The organism is Nocardia spongicola (assembly GCF_047200775.1).
GTDB lineage: Bacteria > Actinomycetota > Actinomycetes > Mycobacteriales > Mycobacteriaceae > Nocardia.
The window spans coordinates 87756-103877 of the sequence record NZ_JBJZOO010000001.1; the positions used below are offsets into that span (position 1 = coordinate 87756).

General features: G+C 64.9%; 16 protein-coding genes. 8 read left to right on the forward strand and 8 right to left on the reverse strand.

All coding sequences use genetic code 11. The features are described 5' to 3' along the window. Window positions 1–19 precede the first annotated feature (19 nt). Window positions 20–1570 carry an acyl-CoA carboxylase subunit beta gene (locus ACL02S_RS00405; RefSeq protein ID WP_412800204.1) on the reverse strand — a complete coding sequence of 517 codons (1551 nt, stop codon included), beginning with the start codon at window positions 1568–1570 and terminating at the stop codon, window positions 20–22. A gap of 404 nt (window positions 1571–1974) precedes the next feature. On the opposite strand from ACL02S_RS00405, the gene ACL02S_RS00410 reads away from it, so the two are divergent. From ACL02S_RS00410 to ACL02S_RS00430, 5 genes are all read left to right on the forward strand, one after another. Next, window positions 1975–4047, forward strand: a complete 2073-nt coding sequence (locus tag ACL02S_RS00410; RefSeq protein ID WP_412801064.1) for an MMPL family transporter — start codon at window positions 1975–1977, stop codon at window positions 4045–4047. Between the two features lie 100 nt (window positions 4048–4147). Further along, window positions 4148–4444 (forward strand): YgaP family membrane protein, encoded by a 297-nt coding sequence (locus tag ACL02S_RS00415; RefSeq protein WP_412800205.1) that lies wholly within the window; start codon window positions 4148–4150, stop codon window positions 4442–4444. Beyond that, entirely contained in the window at window positions 4441–4854 is a 414-nt protein-coding gene (locus tag ACL02S_RS00420) for a DUF302 domain-containing protein (protein ID WP_412800206.1), read from the forward strand. Before ACL02S_RS00415 ends, ACL02S_RS00420 begins: the two co-directional genes overlap by 4 nt. Window positions 4855–4986: 132 nt before the next feature. Beyond that, window positions 4987–5256 carry a metal-sensitive transcriptional regulator gene (locus tag ACL02S_RS00425; RefSeq protein WP_412800207.1) on the forward strand — a complete coding sequence of 90 codons (270 nt, stop codon included), beginning with the start codon at window positions 4987–4989 and terminating at the stop codon, window positions 5254–5256. Between the two features lie 343 nt (window positions 5257–5599). Continuing rightward, entirely contained in the window at window positions 5600–6076 is a 477-nt protein-coding gene (locus tag ACL02S_RS00430) for an HAD-IIIC family phosphatase (protein ID WP_412800208.1), read from the forward strand. Between the two features lie 39 nt (window positions 6077–6115). On the opposite strand, the gene ACL02S_RS00435 is transcribed toward ACL02S_RS00430, so the two are convergent. The 7 genes from ACL02S_RS00435 to ACL02S_RS00465 form a co-directional block, all read right to left on the reverse strand. Next, complete coding sequence (locus ACL02S_RS00435; protein WP_412800209.1) at window positions 6116–7702, reverse strand: GMC family oxidoreductase; 1587 nt, start codon at window positions 7700–7702, stop codon at window positions 6116–6118. Window positions 7703–7838: 136 nt separating this feature from the next. After that, window positions 7839–8417, reverse strand: coding sequence for a TetR/AcrR family transcriptional regulator (locus tag ACL02S_RS00440; protein WP_412800210.1), 579 nt, complete (start codon window positions 8415–8417; stop codon window positions 7839–7841). Window positions 8418–8449: 32 nt separating this feature from the next. After that, window positions 8450–9919, reverse strand: coding sequence for an FAD-dependent oxidoreductase (locus ACL02S_RS00445; RefSeq protein ID WP_412800211.1), 1470 nt, complete (start codon window positions 9917–9919; stop codon window positions 8450–8452). A gap of 28 nt (window positions 9920–9947) precedes the next feature. Then, window positions 9948–10352, reverse strand: a complete 405-nt coding sequence (locus ACL02S_RS00450) for a carboxymuconolactone decarboxylase family protein (protein WP_412800212.1) — start codon at window positions 10350–10352, stop codon at window positions 9948–9950. Then, window positions 10336–11229: an NAD(P)-dependent oxidoreductase gene (locus tag ACL02S_RS00455; protein WP_412800213.1), complete on the reverse strand. Its 894-nt coding sequence runs from the start codon at window positions 11227–11229 to the stop codon at window positions 10336–10338. Before ACL02S_RS00455 ends, ACL02S_RS00450 begins: the two co-directional genes overlap by 17 nt. Next, on the reverse strand, window positions 11226–11978 hold the full coding sequence (locus tag ACL02S_RS00460) for an SDR family oxidoreductase (RefSeq protein WP_412800214.1): 753 nt from the start codon (window positions 11976–11978) through the stop codon (window positions 11226–11228). The genes ACL02S_RS00455 and ACL02S_RS00460 overlap by 4 nt, the downstream gene beginning before the upstream one ends. A 19-nt stretch (window positions 11979–11997) precedes the next feature. After that, window positions 11998–13467 (reverse strand): aldehyde dehydrogenase, encoded by a 1470-nt coding sequence (locus ACL02S_RS00465; RefSeq protein ID WP_412800215.1) that lies wholly within the window; start codon window positions 13465–13467, stop codon window positions 11998–12000. A gap of 308 nt (window positions 13468–13775) precedes the next feature. Between ACL02S_RS00465 and ACL02S_RS00470 the strand changes: the two genes are divergently transcribed. The 3 genes from ACL02S_RS00470 to ACL02S_RS00480 are packed head-to-tail and all read left to right on the forward strand — an operon-like array spanning window position 13776 to window position 16032. After that, window positions 13776–14978 carry a cytochrome P450 gene (locus ACL02S_RS00470; protein ID WP_412800216.1) on the forward strand — a complete coding sequence of 401 codons (1203 nt, stop codon included), beginning with the start codon at window positions 13776–13778 and terminating at the stop codon, window positions 14976–14978. Continuing rightward, on the forward strand, window positions 14978–15784 hold the full coding sequence (locus ACL02S_RS00475; protein ID WP_412800217.1) for an SDR family oxidoreductase: 807 nt from the start codon (window positions 14978–14980) through the stop codon (window positions 15782–15784). Before ACL02S_RS00470 ends, ACL02S_RS00475 begins: the two co-directional genes overlap by 1 nt. Before the next feature lie 50 nt (window positions 15785–15834). After that, the gene (locus ACL02S_RS00480) at window positions 15835–16032 is read left to right on the forward strand and encodes a ferredoxin (RefSeq protein WP_412800218.1); all 198 of its coding nucleotides are present in this window, start codon (window positions 15835–15837) and stop codon (window positions 16030–16032) included. The last annotated feature ends 90 nt before the right edge of the window (window positions 16033–16122 follow it).

A 16122-nucleotide genomic window follows, 5' to 3' on the forward strand; every position in this document is an offset into this window, starting at 1 on the left:
CGGCCGTGGCCGGGATGGGTCAGACCGGGAAGAGGCTGTGCTTGCGCGGGTTGGGCTCGGTACTCGCCTCTTTCTCACGCAGCAGCCGCAAGGCGTGGCGAATCTCCAGCCTGGTGTGCGAGGGTTCGATCACCGCGTCGATGTAGCCGCGCTCGGCGGCGATCCATGGGGTGGCGACAGTCGCGTTGTAGTGGTCGATCATGGTGTCCCTGACGGTTGCCCGCTGCTCGGATGGCACTTGGGCGAGCTGGCGCTTGCCGACGATGCTCACCGCGCTTTCCGCGCCCATCACGGCGATGCGCGCGGTAGGCCAGGCCAAGCTGATATCCGCGCCGAGCTGCTTGCAGCCCATCACCGCGTAGCCGCCGCCGTATGCCTTGCGCACCACGACTGTCACGATCGGGACGGTCGCCTCGATCACCGCGCGGAAGAATCGCCCGCCGCGCTTGATCACCCCGCTGCGCTCCTCCTCGACGCCGGGCAATACCCCTGGGGTGTCGACGACGAAGATCAGCGGTAATCCGAAGGCGTTGCACAGCCGGATGAAATGTGTCGCCTTATCGGAGCATTTGGCGTCGATGGCGCCGCCGAGGACCATGGGCTGGTTCGCGATCACGCCGACACTGCGCCCGTCCACCCTGGCGAAACCGGTGATCATGTTCTGTGCGGTGGCCGCGCTGATCTCGTGGAAATCCCCGTCGTCGAACAGCCGCAGCAGGACGTCGTACATATCGTAGCCCTGGCGGTCGGAGTCCGGAATGATCGAGTTCAGCTCCAGGTCGTGCCGGCTGAGCTCGGGTTCGAGTCCGGGGTTGACGATCGGTCCGCGCTCCAGGCAGCTGGTGGGCAGGTAGCTCAGATACGTTCTGGCCCAGTCGAACGCGTCCTGCTCGGTAGCCGCCACATGGTGGATGGTGCCATTGGCTGCCTGCACCTGCGCACCGCCGAGTTCCTCCGCGGTCACTTCCTCACCGGTGACCTCTTTGATCACTTCGGGGCCGGTGACGAACATGTACGATTTCTCGGTCGCGATCAGGATATCGGTATTGACCGGTCCGTAGACCGAGCCTGCCGCGCATTTGCCGAGCATGATCGATACCTGCGGTACGAAGCCCGACAGCTGTTCTTGGCGACGGCACATCAGTGCGTACCAGGCCAGAGAGGTCACCGCGTCCTGGATCCTGGCGCCACCGGAGTCGTTGATCGTTATCACAGGGCAGGCGTTGGCTGTGGCGAAATCCATCGCTTTGGCGACTTTGCGGCCGAACATCTCGCCGACCGAACCGCCGAAGACGGTCTGATCGTGCGCGATCACCACCACCGGTCTGCCGTCGATCCGGCCGCGGCCGGTGACCACACCGTCGCCGTACATGGCACCGGGTGTGCCCGGCTGACGTACCAAGGCTCCGATCTCTACGAAACTGTCCTGGTCCAGCAGTGCGCGCACCCGTTCCCGCGCGCTCGGAATACCTCTGCTCTTGCGTTTCGCGATGCCGGATTCGCCCGCGGGTTCCTCTGCCAGCTCCAGGATGTCCCGTAACTCATCCAGCTTTTCTCGCGTACCGCTCATATGTGGTGTAGCCCTTCGAACTCATCGCGTTACCCTGCGGCACGCGGCGCCCGATGATAACGGTGTTGCGACCTGCTGCACAGATGTTCGGCAGATCCATGAGCTAACTCACAGATCGCGGAGCCCTCTTGTGGGAACGAGGCCGGGGTGGTCCGAGGGTTTCCGCTGGGGGATGTCGCATACCGACCGTGTTTGTGATGCAAGACATAACTGCGCTTCATATACCTCCTGGGGTATAGTCGGGCTGTCTTTAATACCCAGGGGGGTATATAGGAGGTGGCGATGCCGAACTGGTATGTGACAGCCGACGCGGAGGTGTTGCGATGAGCGAAACGACGCTTGCCGTACGTCCGGACGATGCGCGAGCGCATAAACGGGGCTGGTTGGCCGCTCTCGGGTCCGCGATGGCTGGACATGCCCGCATCGTGTTCGGGGTGTGGCTGGTGGTGCTGATCGCGTTCGGTGCTGCGGCGCCGAGCGTGTTCACCTCACTGGCCGGTGCCGGGTGGCAGGCCAACGGTTCGGAATCGGTCCGGGTACGTGAGCTGGCGCAGCAGCATTTCGGTGGCGATTCCTCGGCAGCGGTCCAGGTTGTGGTGCATTCCGATACCTTGACTGTCGACAGTCCGCAGGTGCAGCAGACGATGGATCGGATCGCTGCGGAGCTGGTGGATGACCAGCGGTTCGGGAGTGTGATCCGGCCACAACCAGGGATGACGATCAGCCGGGACGGGCACACCGGCATCATGATCGTCGGCGCGGCTGCCTCCACCGACGAGATGGTCGCAGCGGTCGATGAGCACAAGCAGGCCCTGACCGCATTGTCCGGTGCGGGAGTCGAGGTCTATCCGACCGGAGCGTCCGCGTTGTGGAGCGACTTCAACAAAGCCAACCACGACGCGATGATCAAGGCCGAGTTGTTCTCCTGGCCGGTGACACTGGCGATCATGGTGTTGGCGTTCGGATCGCTGGTCGCGGCCGGGCTGCCGTTGTTGCTCACGATCGCGGGTTTGGTGGCTTCCGCGGGTGGGCTGGTATTGCTGAACCAGATCACCCCGATCTCGGTGTGGGCGATGAACTTCGCGATGATGTTCGCACTCGCGCTCGGTATCGACTACGCACTGTTCCTCGTCGCTCGTTTCCGGGACGCGCTCAGCAAGGCGGCCGATTCCGGCCAGGCGGTCGCCGAGACGATGAACACGGCGGGCAAGGCTGTCGTGCTGTCCGGATTGACGGTGCTGGTCAGCTTGTCGGCGGTGTTGTTGGTTCCGGCGCCCGCGGTGCGCACGATGGCGGTCGGGATCATGCTCGCGGTGCTGTTCGTGTTGGCTGCCACCTTGACGCTGTTGCCTGCGGCGCTCGGCGCGCTCGGGGACAAGATCAATGCCGGTGCTCTGCCCTATGCCAAGCGACAACAGCACCGATCGCCGAGCTTCGCCCGGTGGGGCCGAATGCTGCACGAGCGGCCGTGGCCGTTCGCGATCGGCGGGTTGGCGCTGCTGATCGCGCTGTCGATCCCGGCACTCGGGCTGAAAGTCGCGATGCCTTCGATTCAGGTCGTGCCCGCCGATGCGCCGGTGCGTCAGGGGTACGAACTCGTCCAGCGGCAGATGGGCATGGGTGCGCCGGGAGCGCTACAGATCATCGTGCCCGCTGCCGAAGCCGGGCAGGCGGCGCGGGCCGCCGCTGCGACCGAGGCAGTCGCCATGGTCACCCCGCCGCAACTCGCCTCCGACGACTCCGGGCTGGCGATGATCCGGGTACTCCCCGCTGTCGACCCATCCGATGAGCGAATGGCGGACATCCTGGATCAATTGCGGCGCAGTCTTCCCGGCGACGCCCTCGTCGGCGGAGCGCCCGCGGAAAACCTCGATCTACAACATGCCCTCGACGAGTATCTGCCGGTGATCGTCGGGGTGATCCTGATCCTCGGATTCCTCTTGTTGCTGATCGCATTGCAGGCTCCGCTGATCGCGGCGCTGGGCACCGTGGTCAGCCTGCTGTCGACCGCGGCCGCGTTCGGGGTGGCGAAACTGATCTTCCAGGATGGGCATGGCGCCGCTCTGCTCGGGTTCACCCCGCAGGGATTCCTCGATGGTTGGGGACCGGTGTTCTTCTTCGCGATGATCTTCGCCATCGCTATGGATTACACCGTGTTCTTATTGGCCACCACCAAGGAACACTATGAGCGGTCGGGGGATGCGGGTGTCGCGCATATCGATGGCCTTGCCCACTCCGGCCGGGTGATCTTCGCCGCCGCGGCGGTCATGGTGGCGGTGTTCTTCACCTTCGCCCTCGCCGATCCGCTGCCGCCCAAGGAGATGGGGATCATCCTCGGAGTGGCGGTGCTGCTCGACGCGGTCGTTGTCCGGTTGGTCTTGCTGCCGGTCATGCTGCGACTCACCGGGCGCAGCGGCTGGTGGTCACCGAACTGGCTGCGCAAGATCTTGCCCACCATCGACTTCGCGCACCACTGAGTACCCATGCCGTCGAAAAACCGAGTCTCGGAATGCTCTGTACCGATCTCGCCGATACCTACGCAAGCCAGTTGGCACCCGGAGAAAGGACACCGCTGCCATGTCTGAATCAGTGCGATACAACGGCTGGTCGATAGGACGTCTGGTACCGCTGCTCGCGGGCACGTTCGTACTGATCAGCACGGTACTTACCGTGACATCGTCACCCTGGTGGCTGATCCTGACAACGCTCGTCGGCGCGAACCTGTTGCTCTACAGCGCTGTGGGGTGGTGTCCGGTCACCCTGCTGTTACAGCGTCTGGGTGTCCCCGCGCATACTGCCGCAGACCTGGGCACACGTTCGGCGACATCTGCTTCCGCCCACCTTCCCGCACCGAAAGGCATGATGCCGCTATGAGTTCGGAATTGTCCGTGACACTGCGTACCACCTTCGACGATGCTGTCGAACGAACCAGGGCAGCCCTTGCGGAGCAAGGATTCGGTGTTCTCACCGATATCGATATCCGCGAGACCATGAAAACCCGACTCGATGCGGACATCGAGGATTACCGCATCTTGGGTGCGTGCAACCCGCCCTTGGCGTATCGAGCACTCGACGCCGACCGCCAGATCGGGTTGCTGCTGCCGTGTAATGTCGTCGTCCGTCGCTCCGCGCAATCCGACGACACGGTTCTCGTCGAGGCGATGAATCCACAGCTGATGGTCGAAGTCACCGGCGAGCCGGCGTTGCGGCCCATCGCGGTGGAGGCCACCGCGAAATTGCGAGCCGCCATCGACGCCCTGCGCGTTGACGTGACCTGCCACTGACCGGACTGACATCGATTCGGGAGCATTATCCGCTGCCGAGCCAGTGCTCGGCCATGATGGCGGGAAACAATACTGTCCCCGGCATACCCGGACGGGTATGCTGGGGACAGTACGTGAGAAAGGAACAGCGCCATGGTCGGCGACGAAGACAGCATCGCATCAGTCCTCAACAGGCTGCGCCGTGCGCACGGTCAACTCGCCGGTGTGATCGCCATGATCGAACAAGGCCGCGATTGTAAAGACGTCGTCACTCAGCTCGCGGCTGTATCGCGGGCGTTGGACCGCGCCGGTTTCAAGATCGTTGCCAGTGGCCTGCGCGATTGCCTCGCCGGATCCGATGCCGAGGACTCCAACCCGATGACCATAGAGGAACTGGAAAAATTGTTCCTCGCCCTCGCCTGATCACCCCGGTACCCGAAGAAGGCGCAGGGTAGCCGGAAAGGTCACCGCGAGATGGCGAGTCGCTGTCGACGAGCCGGCGGAGCGGGTCGAGGTGGATCGCGCACTCACTATCGTCGATACTTCCTACTGTGAGTGTCGGTGCGGCAAAACGGTTTCCGCACTCACTGTGGATGTGCCACGTACTGGCCCAGGCGGAGATCCCGGTAGGATCGCTGGCGCTGGACACAGCCTGGTAGTCAAGGCTTTGTCCAGCGCCTGTTGTGTCCAGCATGATGTGCGGTGCTGCCCTGTCGACTGGGTCACGGCAGGTGGGCAGTGGTAGCGCGACGATAGGAGCAGGGCGGTGCGACCGGCTCTGAGATGTCTTGTCTGGGAACTGGACAACACCTTGTGGGACGGCATCGTATGCGAAGCGACCAGTGGTGCGTTGCGGCCTGCCGCATTGCGTACCGTGCATACGCTCAATGCGCGTGGTATCCAGCATGCTGTCGCGAGCCGGGGTGAGCGGGAGTGGACTCTGGACAAGCTGTACCGGCACGGTGTGTACGAGATGTTCTCGGTCATCGAGATCGGCTGGGGGCCCAAGTCCGCAGCGATCGCGCGCATCGCGCGCAGGCTCGATCTCAGCCTGGATACCATAGGTTTCATCGATCATGAACCGGTGGAACGGGCCGAGGTGGTCCGATCGCTGCCCGCGGTGCGGTGCTACGCCGCGCGCAACGCGGATGTGTTACCGGTGCTCCCCGATTTCCGTCCCGTGCTGCACACCGGACGGACTCCGACGCCGCCTCTCGGCTTCGCCAGAGTGCCCGCGCCGTAGCCCAAATGCGGTGTGCGGGGTAGGAGGCGGATCCGCCGATTATCCGGCGCGGATGAACTCGGCCGCCTGTTCGCCGATGAATACCGCGGGCGCGTGGGTGTGGCCGCGGATGATCAGTGGCATCACCGAGGTATCGGCGACTCGAAGTCCCTGTACACCACGTACTTCCAGCCGCGGAGTGACGACGCTGGTGGCGTCGGAGCCCATACGGCAGGTGCCGACCGGATGGTAGAGCGTTTGCGCGTAGGAGTTGAGCGCCAGCTCCAGGGTGGCTTCTGGGTCGGCGGGTGCTCGCGGCGGGTAGATCAACGGGCCGAGTACCGTCTTCATCGATGGTTCGGCCGCGATGCCCGCGCAGAGACGTAGCCCGGCCATGATAGCGGTGCGGTCGGCGCCTGCGCTATCGGACAGGTAGCGCGGATCGATCACGGGCTTGGCGGACGGGTCCGCGGAAGACAGGGTGATCCGTCCCCGGCTGTGTGGCCGCAGTAGTACGGCGGCCAGGGTCACGCCGTGTTCGGTCGCTTCTTGTAGCCCTTCGTAATAGAACGGTGCGGGCGCGTAGAGGAGTTCGAGGTCGGGTAGGTCCAGATCGGGCCTGCTGCGGACGAACCCGTAGGCCTCACCGAGGTTCGAGGTGAGCATGCCGCGGTGGCGGATCAGGTAGGCGAGCAGCTGGCGCGGCTCCTCGGCGGTGAACAACGAATCTCCCGGCACGCTGTAACCGATACTCGCGGCCAGATGGTCCTGCAGATTGGCGCCCACATCAGGTGCGTGATGGCGCACCTGGATGCCGTGGCGGGTCAGCTCATCGCGGTCGCCGATACCCGAGAGCATCAGCAGTTGCGGGCTGTTGATCGCGCCACCGCACAATACGACCTCCCGTCGCGCTGTCACCGTGCGGATGTTGCCGTCCTGCAGGTATTCGACGCCGACGGCGCGTATACCGTCGAAGAGCACCCGCGTTGCCTGCGCGGCGGTGCGCACTGTGAGGTTCGAGCGGCGTATGGCGGGCCGCAGGTAGGCATCGGCAGTGCTCCAGCGCCTGCCACCACGCTGGTTCACCATGGTCTGGCTGAACCCCTCCGGATGTGGGCGGTTCGGCGGTTCCACCCGATAGCCCGCTTCCTCGGCCGCGGCGAGATAGGCGGCGGTGGATGCGCGTGGGCTGCGTTGATGGGAGATGTGTAATGGACCGCCGACACCTTCGTCGGGATACTGCGAGCCCTCCACGTTCTCGATGCGCCGGAACCGCTCGACCGCGGCGGCGAAACCCCATTCGGCACCGGCCAGTAGTTCCCACTCGTCGTAGTCCGCGCGGAACCCACGCACCCACATCATGGCGTTCATCGAGGACGAGCCGCCGAACATCTTGCCGCGCGGCCAGTAGAGCTGACGGTTCTTCAGTTCCGGCTGCGGCTCGGTGAAATAGTCCCAATCCATCTCGGAACGGAAGAGTTTCGAGAACCCGGCGGGGATATGCGTGAATCTGTTCCGATCCGGTGGACCGGCCTCGAGCAGTGCCACCGTGGTCCCAGGATCGGCGCTGAGCCGATTGGCGACCACCGAGCCCGCCGATCCTGATCCGACGATGACGTAGTCCGCGGTAAGTCCATCTGATCGCACTGTCCGCTCCGATCTGCGCAGGCTAAGGCACAGATTACGAGTGTGTGCGCGAAGCGGGGGCCGCTTTCGGGAAAACGGATGAATTCCAGAGGCTATCCGGCGATACGTGGACCGGCCCTGTCGGCGCGGGCCGTGTTCATCTCAGGAGCAGCAATGCGGATCTCTCGATGCGGTCGCCGATCTCGGCGTAGGACCCGTATCCCATCCCGACCCGCACCATCGCACCCGCGTAGAGCAATTCCAGCGATTCGACCACGTCAGGGTCAGGGTCCGGGCCGAGGGCACGGATGATCCGCTTGCGGATTTCGGCCCCGATGCGTCCACGCAGATGCTCGACATCGGGGTCACGGCCGAGTAAGGCGCTGGTCACCGCGCCGGAGAATTCCGGCTCGTCGGCCACAAGCATGGCGATACTCCGCAGTTCGGCGACCACTCGGACCGTCGGATCTTGATCATCGCTGACCGGTGACGGTGCGGAAACCAGCCGCCGCCAGAAGATCTCGGCGACCAAGTGCTCCTTGGAGGAGAAGTACGTGTACGCCGTGGCCGTTCCGACACCTGCCTCGGCGGCGACCATCCGGATGGTCATACCCGCGAAGCCCTCCCGCGCGAGCACGTGCACCGCTGAGCGGGTGAGTTTGTCCACGGTGCTCGCCTGTTTATCGGAGAGCCTGCGCCGGGTGGCCTCCAGAATGACGGAATCGGTTTCGGACATGTGTCTGGATGCTACTCCGCGGGTCGGGCGGGTCAGTTCTTGGCTGCCGCGATACCCGCCCTGCGCCCATAGAAGCTGCCGTCGCCGAGGGATGCGCCGCTGACGTACCCGCTCGCGCACAACCCGGAGGTGCACCGGCCCGCGGCGAACAGTCCCGCGATCGGCGCGCCGGTGACGTGCAGCACTCGGGAATCGAGGTCGGTGCACAGCCCGCCGAGGGTGAACCCCGCGGTCAGACCGCGCATATCGAATGCCGCCAGCGGTCCGCTCAGGGGGCGCACCCATTCCGGTTTCTTGCCGAGCAGTGGATCCTCGCCTGCTGCGGCGTGCAGGTTGTAACTCGATACGGTCGTCTGTAAGGCCTGGTCAGGAAGACCCATCTCGGCTTCCAGTTCCGCTGCTGTCTCCGCGACCCAGGTCGGTGGCCGGCGGAAGAACGGCGTCGAGGTTTCAGTGGTGAGCGCTGCCTCGTTGGCGGCTTCGTCGATCACCAGATAAGCCTGATTGTCCTGCTGGATCAGCGTCGCCTGGCCGATCCGGCCGGGATAGGTATCCTCCGGGATATACCGTTGGCCGCGCCCGTTGACCAGAATGCCGCGCACCAGCACTTGCGGGTCGCCGAAGAACGCCACCTCGGTCGCGTCCATATGCGCCAGCTCCGCGCCGAGCGATTGAGCCATCCTGATGCCGATCCCGTCGTGTTCCTCGATCGCCGCGGCGGGTCTGCCGAGCAACCGCGGCGCGTACTTCTCGACCATCCCCTTGTGGTAGGCGAAGCTGCCGGTGGCCAGCACGACTCCTCGTTCGGCGCGCACCGCGACCGGTTTCCCATAGCGGCGAGCGAGCACGCCGACCACGCGATCGTCCTCGTCGACGATCAGTCGCCCGATCCGCATGTCGTATTTGACGCGGACGCCGAGCTCCGCCGCGGTATCGGCCAGTGGTTTCATCAACATGTAACCGCCGCTCTTCTGGCCGATGCGCTTATCGGCCAGCTGCGGAACGTGTCCGCGCGGTGCGGGTGTGGCGATCGTATTGAAGGGCGCGGCGTTCTCGCCGCCGGAGTACATCAGCCCCTCGTCGTGCGGTGGCTCCCAGCCCGGCTCGCCCCAGAACGCGGCGCGGAAGGGCACACCACAGGCGACCAGCCAGTTGTAATGCTCGACGCTGCCGCGGCAGTAGTCGGCGATCTTGGTTTTGTCCACACCGGGCCCGAGTGCGGCGAGCAGGAATGTTTCCATGTTCTCCGGCGTATCCGCGAAACCGAGAGCCTGTTGTAAGGGCGTACCGCCACCCAGGTAGATGAATCCGCCCGATATCGCGGCCGCACCGCCCCAGCCACCGGTGCGTTCGAGGATCAGCACATCGGCGTCGGCGCGTGCGGCCTCGATGGCGGCGCACACCCCGGCGATACCGTAGCCCGCGACCACCACATCGGCCCGGTGATCCCAGGATGTGACCTTATCGGCGCGGAGCGGGCGAACGGTACTGGCCTCGGCCATATCTGAATCCTTCACTGCGCGGAATCCTTCACTGCTCGGTGGGAGCGGACTTGGTGCGTGCGGCCTTCTTCTGCTGGGCCACGATCGTGCCGACCAGCAAGTCGAGTTTGGTGCCGTTCGGCCACCCCACGTAGTGGCACAGGAACACCGCGATCTCGTGCAGCTGGTCCTCGGTGAGCTCGCTGTTGCGCAACGCCGCCCCGATCTGGATACCCGCCGTATCGATGGCGCCCTGTGCGGTGAGCGCACCGAGCAGCAGTAGCCTGCGGTCGCGGATGGTGAGCCCGGGCCGCGACCAGATGTCGGCGAAGAGATGATCGGCGGTGACGGCGAAGTGGGCGCCGGGGTAGTCCTGGAATTCCGTGCCGTATACCTCGGCCATCTTGGCCAAGCCGCGCTGCCGTACGGTGCCTGCATCATCGGTGTCGCTCATGAGGGCTACCTTTCCGCTGCGGGGGTGTGCCAGGCCCGACACCGAGCCCAGGGCCGAGCCGGTCGAGGGCGAGTTCGGTCAGTGGCAGCGGGATGTCGAGACGTTTGCCGAGTGCCATGGCGAGGCCGAGATCCTTTTCGCCGAGATCACGTACGTGCCGCAGGATCGGCAGCCAGAAATCCCCGTCTTCGATCGGTGCGGTGTGGTCGCGCAGCATGATGGCGCCTGGGCCGCCGGTGACCGCGTCGGAATGCCGTACCACCTTCCCGAGAGTGGTGATGTCGAGGCCTGCGGCCTCGGCGAGGCGCTGGGCCTCGGCAGCAGCGGCGAAGGAGACGAAGTGCACCAGGTTGCGTGCCAGCTTCATGCGCGTTCCCGCACCGACAGCCCCGGCGTGCACGATCAGATCGGCAAAGCAGCCGAAGGGTGCGCGCACCCGCTCGAACGCCGCCGTACTTCCGCCGATCATGACCGCGAGCGCACCGCGTTTCGCGCCGGGCGCGCCACCGCTGACCGGCGCGTCCACCAGATCCACACCGTATCTGCCGCAGATTGCCGCGAGTTCGACGGCAGTTCGGTCGCTGATCGTCGAGTGTACGGCGATCACGGTTCCCGGCGCGGCGCTCCGGAGCAGTCCGTCCGGTCCGGTGATCACTTCGCGAACCTGTTCATCGTGCACGACGGCGACCGAGATGATCGTGGCGTGTTCGGCCAATGCGGCTCCGGAGGCGACCGCGGCGGCTCCGGAGCTACGGAACGGTTCGACTACCTCGGTCCGGATATCGCATACCGTGAGCCCGCCGGGCCATTGCCGCAGGCGTTCGGCCATCGGCGCACCCATGGCGCCGAGGCCGAGGAAACCGATCCGCTCGTTCATGACCGGATGATCTGTCCGCCATCGATATTGAATATCTGCCCGGTGACCCAGCTCGCCTCGTCCGACAGCAGATACAGGCAGGCCCCGACGAGATCGTCCGGTGTGCCCATGCGTTTGAGCGGCAGGCGTTCGACGATGCCGTCGATGATGACGCCTGGCGTGACGGACTTGGTGGCCTCGGTATCGATCGGTCCGGGTGCGATGGCGTTGACGCGGATACCGGAGGCGCCGAGCTCGAAGGCCAGCTGCTGGGTCAGGCCGTTGACACCGACCTTGGCCAGCCCATAGAAGCTGGAATACAGCCATGCGGCGGTGGACGATTGGTTGACGATGGATCCGCGCCCGCGCTCGGACATATGCGGCCAGACGGCGCGGGTCATGGTCAGCGCACCATCCATGTTCACGCTCATGAACTTCTTGTAGTAGTCCCACGGTACGGTCAGCAGCAAGTTCATCTTCATCTCGCCGTAGATCGCGGCGTTGTTGACCAGGTGGTCGATACCGCCGAATTCGGCGGCGGCGAAATCGGCCAGTGCGGTGGCGGATTCGGGATCGGATACGTCGACCTGACCGAATACCGCGCTACCGCCGTCGGCGATGATCTTCTCGACGACCGCGGTACCGCCTTCGGCGTTCTTGTCCGCGACGACGACGGCGGCGCCTTCGGCGGCCAGCGCCTGCGCATAGGCCGCGCCGATGCCTCTGGCGGCGCCGGTGACGATGGCGGATCTTCCGGTGAAGCGAGCCATACAGTTCAGCTCCTCTGTGTTATCCGGCGGTGGCGACGAGTTTGGTTTCGAGATATTCCTCGAATCCGAGGACACCCATCTCACGGCCGATGCCGGATTGTTTGTAGCCGCCGAATGGGGCATCGGCGCAGTACCAGACACCGCCGTTGACGCTGAGGGTCCCGGTACGTACCCCGTCGGTGACGCGCCGGATGCGGTCGGTATCGGTTCCCCATACCGCGCCGGAGAGGCCATAGGGGGAATCGTTGGCAATGCGGACGGCGTCGTCGTCGCTGTCGTACGGGATGATCACCAGTACCGGGCCGAAGATCTCCTCCCGAGCGACGGTCGCGGTATCGGCGATATCCGCGATCAAGGTCGGTTCCACGAAGAACCCGCGTTCGTGCTCGGCGGGCCTGCCACCGCCGATGACGATCCGGCCGCCTTCGGTACGGGCGATATCGAGGTAGCGTTCGACTCTGGCGCGTTGCCGCTGGGAGATGAGCGGCCCGCAGACGGTACGCGGATCGGTGGGGTCACCCGGCACGATCGTGCCCATGGTGGCCGCGGTGGCCTGTACGGCCTGGTCATAGGCGGCGCGTGGGACCAGTAGCCGGGTGGTGAGCGCGCAGCCCTGTCCGGCGTGCACACATACCGAGAACGCTGCCACCGAGCAGGCCGCGGCGATATCGGCGTCGTCGAGCACGATGAACGCCGATTTACCGCCCAGTTCCAGAAACGCTTTCTTCAGGTTGGTGGCGGCTCCGGTCAGTACGGAGCGGCCGGTGGTTGTGGAGCCGGTGAAGCTGATCATGTCGACCCGTTGGTCCGTGGTGAGTAGCGCGCCGAGTTCATGGTCGGCAGAGGTCACGATGTTCACCACGCCTGCGGGGATATCGGTCTCTTCGGCGATGATCGCGGCGACCGCGGCGGCGCACCATGGGGTGTCCGGGGCAGGTTTGAGGACGACAGTGTTTCCCGCCGCGAGGGCGGAACCCAGTTTCGCCAAGTTGATCTGGTGCGGGAAATTCCAAGGGGTGATCGCCCCGACGACCCCGATCGGTTCCCGGCGTAGCACTCGGTGTGTCTTGATACCCATCGGCTCGGCGATGCCGAGATCGGTTTCCCAGTGGTAGGTCTCGGCGAGTCCGGCCGCATAACCGAGGTCGGCGATCGGGCCTTCCAGTTGCGGGCCACTGGTGAGCATGGCTGGTGCGCCGACCTCGGCGATGGTCAGCGCGCGCAACTCCTCGATATGTGCCTGCAGGGCGGTGCGTAGCTGCTCGAGGCAACGGGCGCGGAAGGTGGGCTCACGTGACCAGCCGGTCCGATCGAATGCGGTGCGCGCGGCCTCGACCGCCGCTTCGAGATCGGCCGCGTTCGCATTCGCGGCGTAGCCGAGGACATCCTCGGTCGCGGGGTTCACCGTCGCGAAGACTCCGTCTGCGCCCTCGACCAGCTTGCCGTCGATGAGCAAGCGGGATACCCCGGTGGACAGCAGGCTGCGCATAGCGCCCTCCGATCCGGCGGCTGATGTCTGGACAGGTGTTCGGAATATAGTCCCACACGAGGCATTGCCGCAATAACAGGTTTCAATTCTGTCATGATTGCCGGAAATTCGACCAGGGTGACGTGCTGTCACCCCTCTCTTGTCGCTGTGGTCCGTCATGTGGATTTTGTTGCTTACCACCTGCTGGGGGATTGTCGAGCAGAGGTGGCCCTGGTACTGTCCGGACACATGTCCAGCTATCTGTCTCTCGGAGTGGCCGATGGGCTTGCTTCTGTTGAGAACTTGTTATCGAACCTGGAGTGAGGCCGATGACAGCCGCGGTGCAGCCGGTGTTGTTCGATCCGTATGACTACGGATTCCATGAGGACCCGTATCCGACGTATCGGCGCCTACGGGAGGAGGCGCCGCTGTACCACAACCCCGAGAGGGGGTTCTGGGCGCTGTCGCGGTATGCGGATGTGACCGGAGGGTTCCGCGACAGCGCTCGGCTGTCGAGTGCGAATGGCGTGTCACTGGATCCGGCGGCCTGGGGCAGGCACGCGCACCGGGTGATGTCATTTCTGGCGATGGATGATCCGCAACACGCGCGGTTGCGGCGGTTGGTGTTCAAGGGGTTCACCCCGAAGCGGGTGGCGCAGCTGGAGAGCCGGATCAGGGAGCTGACCCTGTCGTATCTGGAGCCTGCGCTCGATAGGGGAGTATTCGACTGGATCGAACAGGTCGCGGGTACCTTGCCGATGGATGTGATCTCCGAATTGATCGGGGTACCCGCGGCCGACCGCGCGGAAATCCGCGGATTGGCCGATCTGGTGGTACACCGTGAGGACGGGGTGCTCGATGTCCCGCCTGCCGCGGTGCGGGCGTCGATCCAGCTGCTCGGCTATTACGCCGAGATGGTGGCAGAGCGCAGGCGGGCCGGACGGGAGGATTTGACCTCGGCGCTGGTGGAAGCCGATGTCGACGGGGACCGCCTGACGGATGAGGAGATCATCGGATTCCTGTTCTTGATGGTGGTCGCCGGGAACGAGACCACAACCAAGCTGCTGGGCAACGCGCTGTACTGGGCCGCGGGTGATCCGGGGGAATACGCGAAGGTCCGTGCCGATCCTGGGCTGGTTTCCAGCTGGGTGGAGGAGACACTGCGGTATGACACCTCGAGCCAGATGGTGGCACGCACGGCGACAGCGGATCTGGCGTACCACGGGGGAATGATCCCGGCGGGATCGAAGGTGCTCTTGCTGATCGGCTCGGCCAACCGCGATCCGGCGGTATTCGCCGATGCCGATAGCTTCTGTATCGATCGGGCGGGCACCGCCGGGCTCGCGAGCTTCGGCGCCGGTGTGCATTTCTGCCTCGGAGCGCATCTGGCGCGGCTGGAGGCCGGTGTGGCGTTGGGTGAGTTCGTCTCCCGCGTCCCTTCCTACGACATCGTGCCCGACGGTATCGAACGGGTGCATTCGACGAATGTGCGCGGCTTCGCGCGACTACTCATCACCGTGGAGAACAGCTGATGTCCATATTCGCTCCGCATCCGGACCGTAGGCCCGCGATCGTATCCGGTGCGTCCTCCGGGATCGGTGCGGCCACTGCGGTGGCGCTGGCCGAACTCGGCAGGCCGGTCGCGCTCGGCGCGCGTCGTATCGAGCAGTGTGCCGAGTTGGCGGACAAGATCCGCGCCGATGGTGGCGAGGCATTCGCACACCGGCTCGATGTCACCGAACCGGATTCGATCGAGGAATTCGTCGCCGCCGCGGAGGATGCCATAGGCCCCACCGAGATCGTGGTGTCCAGTGCGGGGGATATCGAGTTCGGCCAGGTGCACACAATGGATCCGGAACGATTTCTGCAGCAGGTGCAGGTCCATCTGCTCGGTGCGCATCGTCTCGCGCACCGGGTGCTGCCCGGTATGTTGCGCAGGCAGCGTGGCGATATCGTGCTGATCAGTTCGGACTGTGCCCCGGCGCCCCGCCCGCATACCGGCGCTTACAGCGCCGCCAAGGCGGGTCTGGAGGCGATGGCAGCGGATATGCGGATGGCATTGGAGGGCACCGGTATTCGTACCTCGCTGGTCCGGCCAGGCCCGACACTGACCGGGATGGGCATGAACGCCACACCAGAGAGCATCGGTCCGATGTTGGCGGACTGGAAGGTCTGGGGATTCGCCAGGCATTCGAATTTGTTGCGGCCGAGCGATTTGGCCGCCGCTGTGGTCGCGGTGGTATCGACGCCGCGGGGGGCGCATCTGACCCTGGTCGAGGTACAGCCGGAGGCGCCGGTGCGTCCGGCTGCGGACGCTGCCGCATCCGATATTCGATAGGCACCATCCGATATGGAGTACGTATCCCATGAGTAATACGGGAGCAGGCAATGAAAATACTGGTCGATGCGGATCTGTGCCAAGGGCATGCGGTGTGCCAGGACGAGGCGCCTGCCGCTTTCCACGTGCCCAAGCACGGTCAGGCCGAGGTTCTTCCCGCTGCTGGTGATCCAGAGGTGCGAGCCGATGTACAGCGCGCAGTTCGCTATTGCCCGACTCAGGCGTTGTCGATCGTCGAGGATTCCTGAGCGGTAGCCGGTACAGCGGGTAGGCCGGGAAGATCGGGCGGATGGATCGAAGCCATTCTCTGATCACGGAATGCTGCTATCGCCCGCCCT

What these genes read in the sequence shown, in the direction of transcription:
- ACL02S_RS00415 (WP_412800205.1), top strand. Translation starts at nt 4,148, where the DNA reads ATGTCTGAATCAGTGCGATACAACGGCTGGTCGATAGGACGTCTGGTA.
- ACL02S_RS00410 (WP_412801064.1), top strand. Translation starts at nt 1,975, where the DNA reads ATGGCTGGACATGCCCGCATCGTGTTCGGGGTGTGGCTGGTGGTGCTG.
- ACL02S_RS00405 (WP_412800204.1), bottom strand. Translation starts at nt 1,570, where the DNA reads ATGAGCGGTACGCGAGAAAAGCTGGATGAGTTACGGGACATCCTGGAG.
- ACL02S_RS00475 (WP_412800217.1), top strand. Translation starts at nt 14,978, where the DNA reads ATGTCCATATTCGCTCCGCATCCGGACCGTAGGCCCGCGATCGTATCC.
- ACL02S_RS00470 (WP_412800216.1), top strand. Translation starts at nt 13,776, where the DNA reads ATGACAGCCGCGGTGCAGCCGGTGTTGTTCGATCCGTATGACTACGGA.
- ACL02S_RS00450 (WP_412800212.1), bottom strand. Translation starts at nt 10,352, where the DNA reads ATGAGCGACACCGATGATGCAGGCACCGTACGGCAGCGCGGCTTGGCC.
- ACL02S_RS00455 (WP_412800213.1), bottom strand. Translation starts at nt 11,229, where the DNA reads ATGAACGAGCGGATCGGTTTCCTCGGCCTCGGCGCCATGGGTGCGCCG.
- ACL02S_RS00460 (WP_412800214.1), bottom strand. Translation starts at nt 11,978, where the DNA reads ATGGCTCGCTTCACCGGAAGATCCGCCATCGTCACCGGCGCCGCCAGA.
- ACL02S_RS00425 (WP_412800207.1), top strand. Translation starts at nt 4,987, where the DNA reads ATGGTCGGCGACGAAGACAGCATCGCATCAGTCCTCAACAGGCTGCGC.
- ACL02S_RS00445 (WP_412800211.1), bottom strand. Translation starts at nt 9,919, where the DNA reads ATGGCCGAGGCCAGTACCGTTCGCCCGCTCCGCGCCGATAAGGTCACA.
- ACL02S_RS00480 (WP_412800218.1), top strand. Translation starts at nt 15,835, where the DNA reads ATGAAAATACTGGTCGATGCGGATCTGTGCCAAGGGCATGCGGTGTGC.
- ACL02S_RS00465 (WP_412800215.1), bottom strand. Translation starts at nt 13,467, where the DNA reads ATGCGCAGCCTGCTGTCCACCGGGGTATCCCGCTTGCTCATCGACGGC.
- ACL02S_RS00440 (WP_412800210.1), bottom strand. Translation starts at nt 8,417, where the DNA reads ATGTCCGAAACCGATTCCGTCATTCTGGAGGCCACCCGGCGCAGGCTC.
- ACL02S_RS00420 (WP_412800206.1), top strand. Translation starts at nt 4,441, where the DNA reads ATGAGTTCGGAATTGTCCGTGACACTGCGTACCACCTTCGACGATGCT.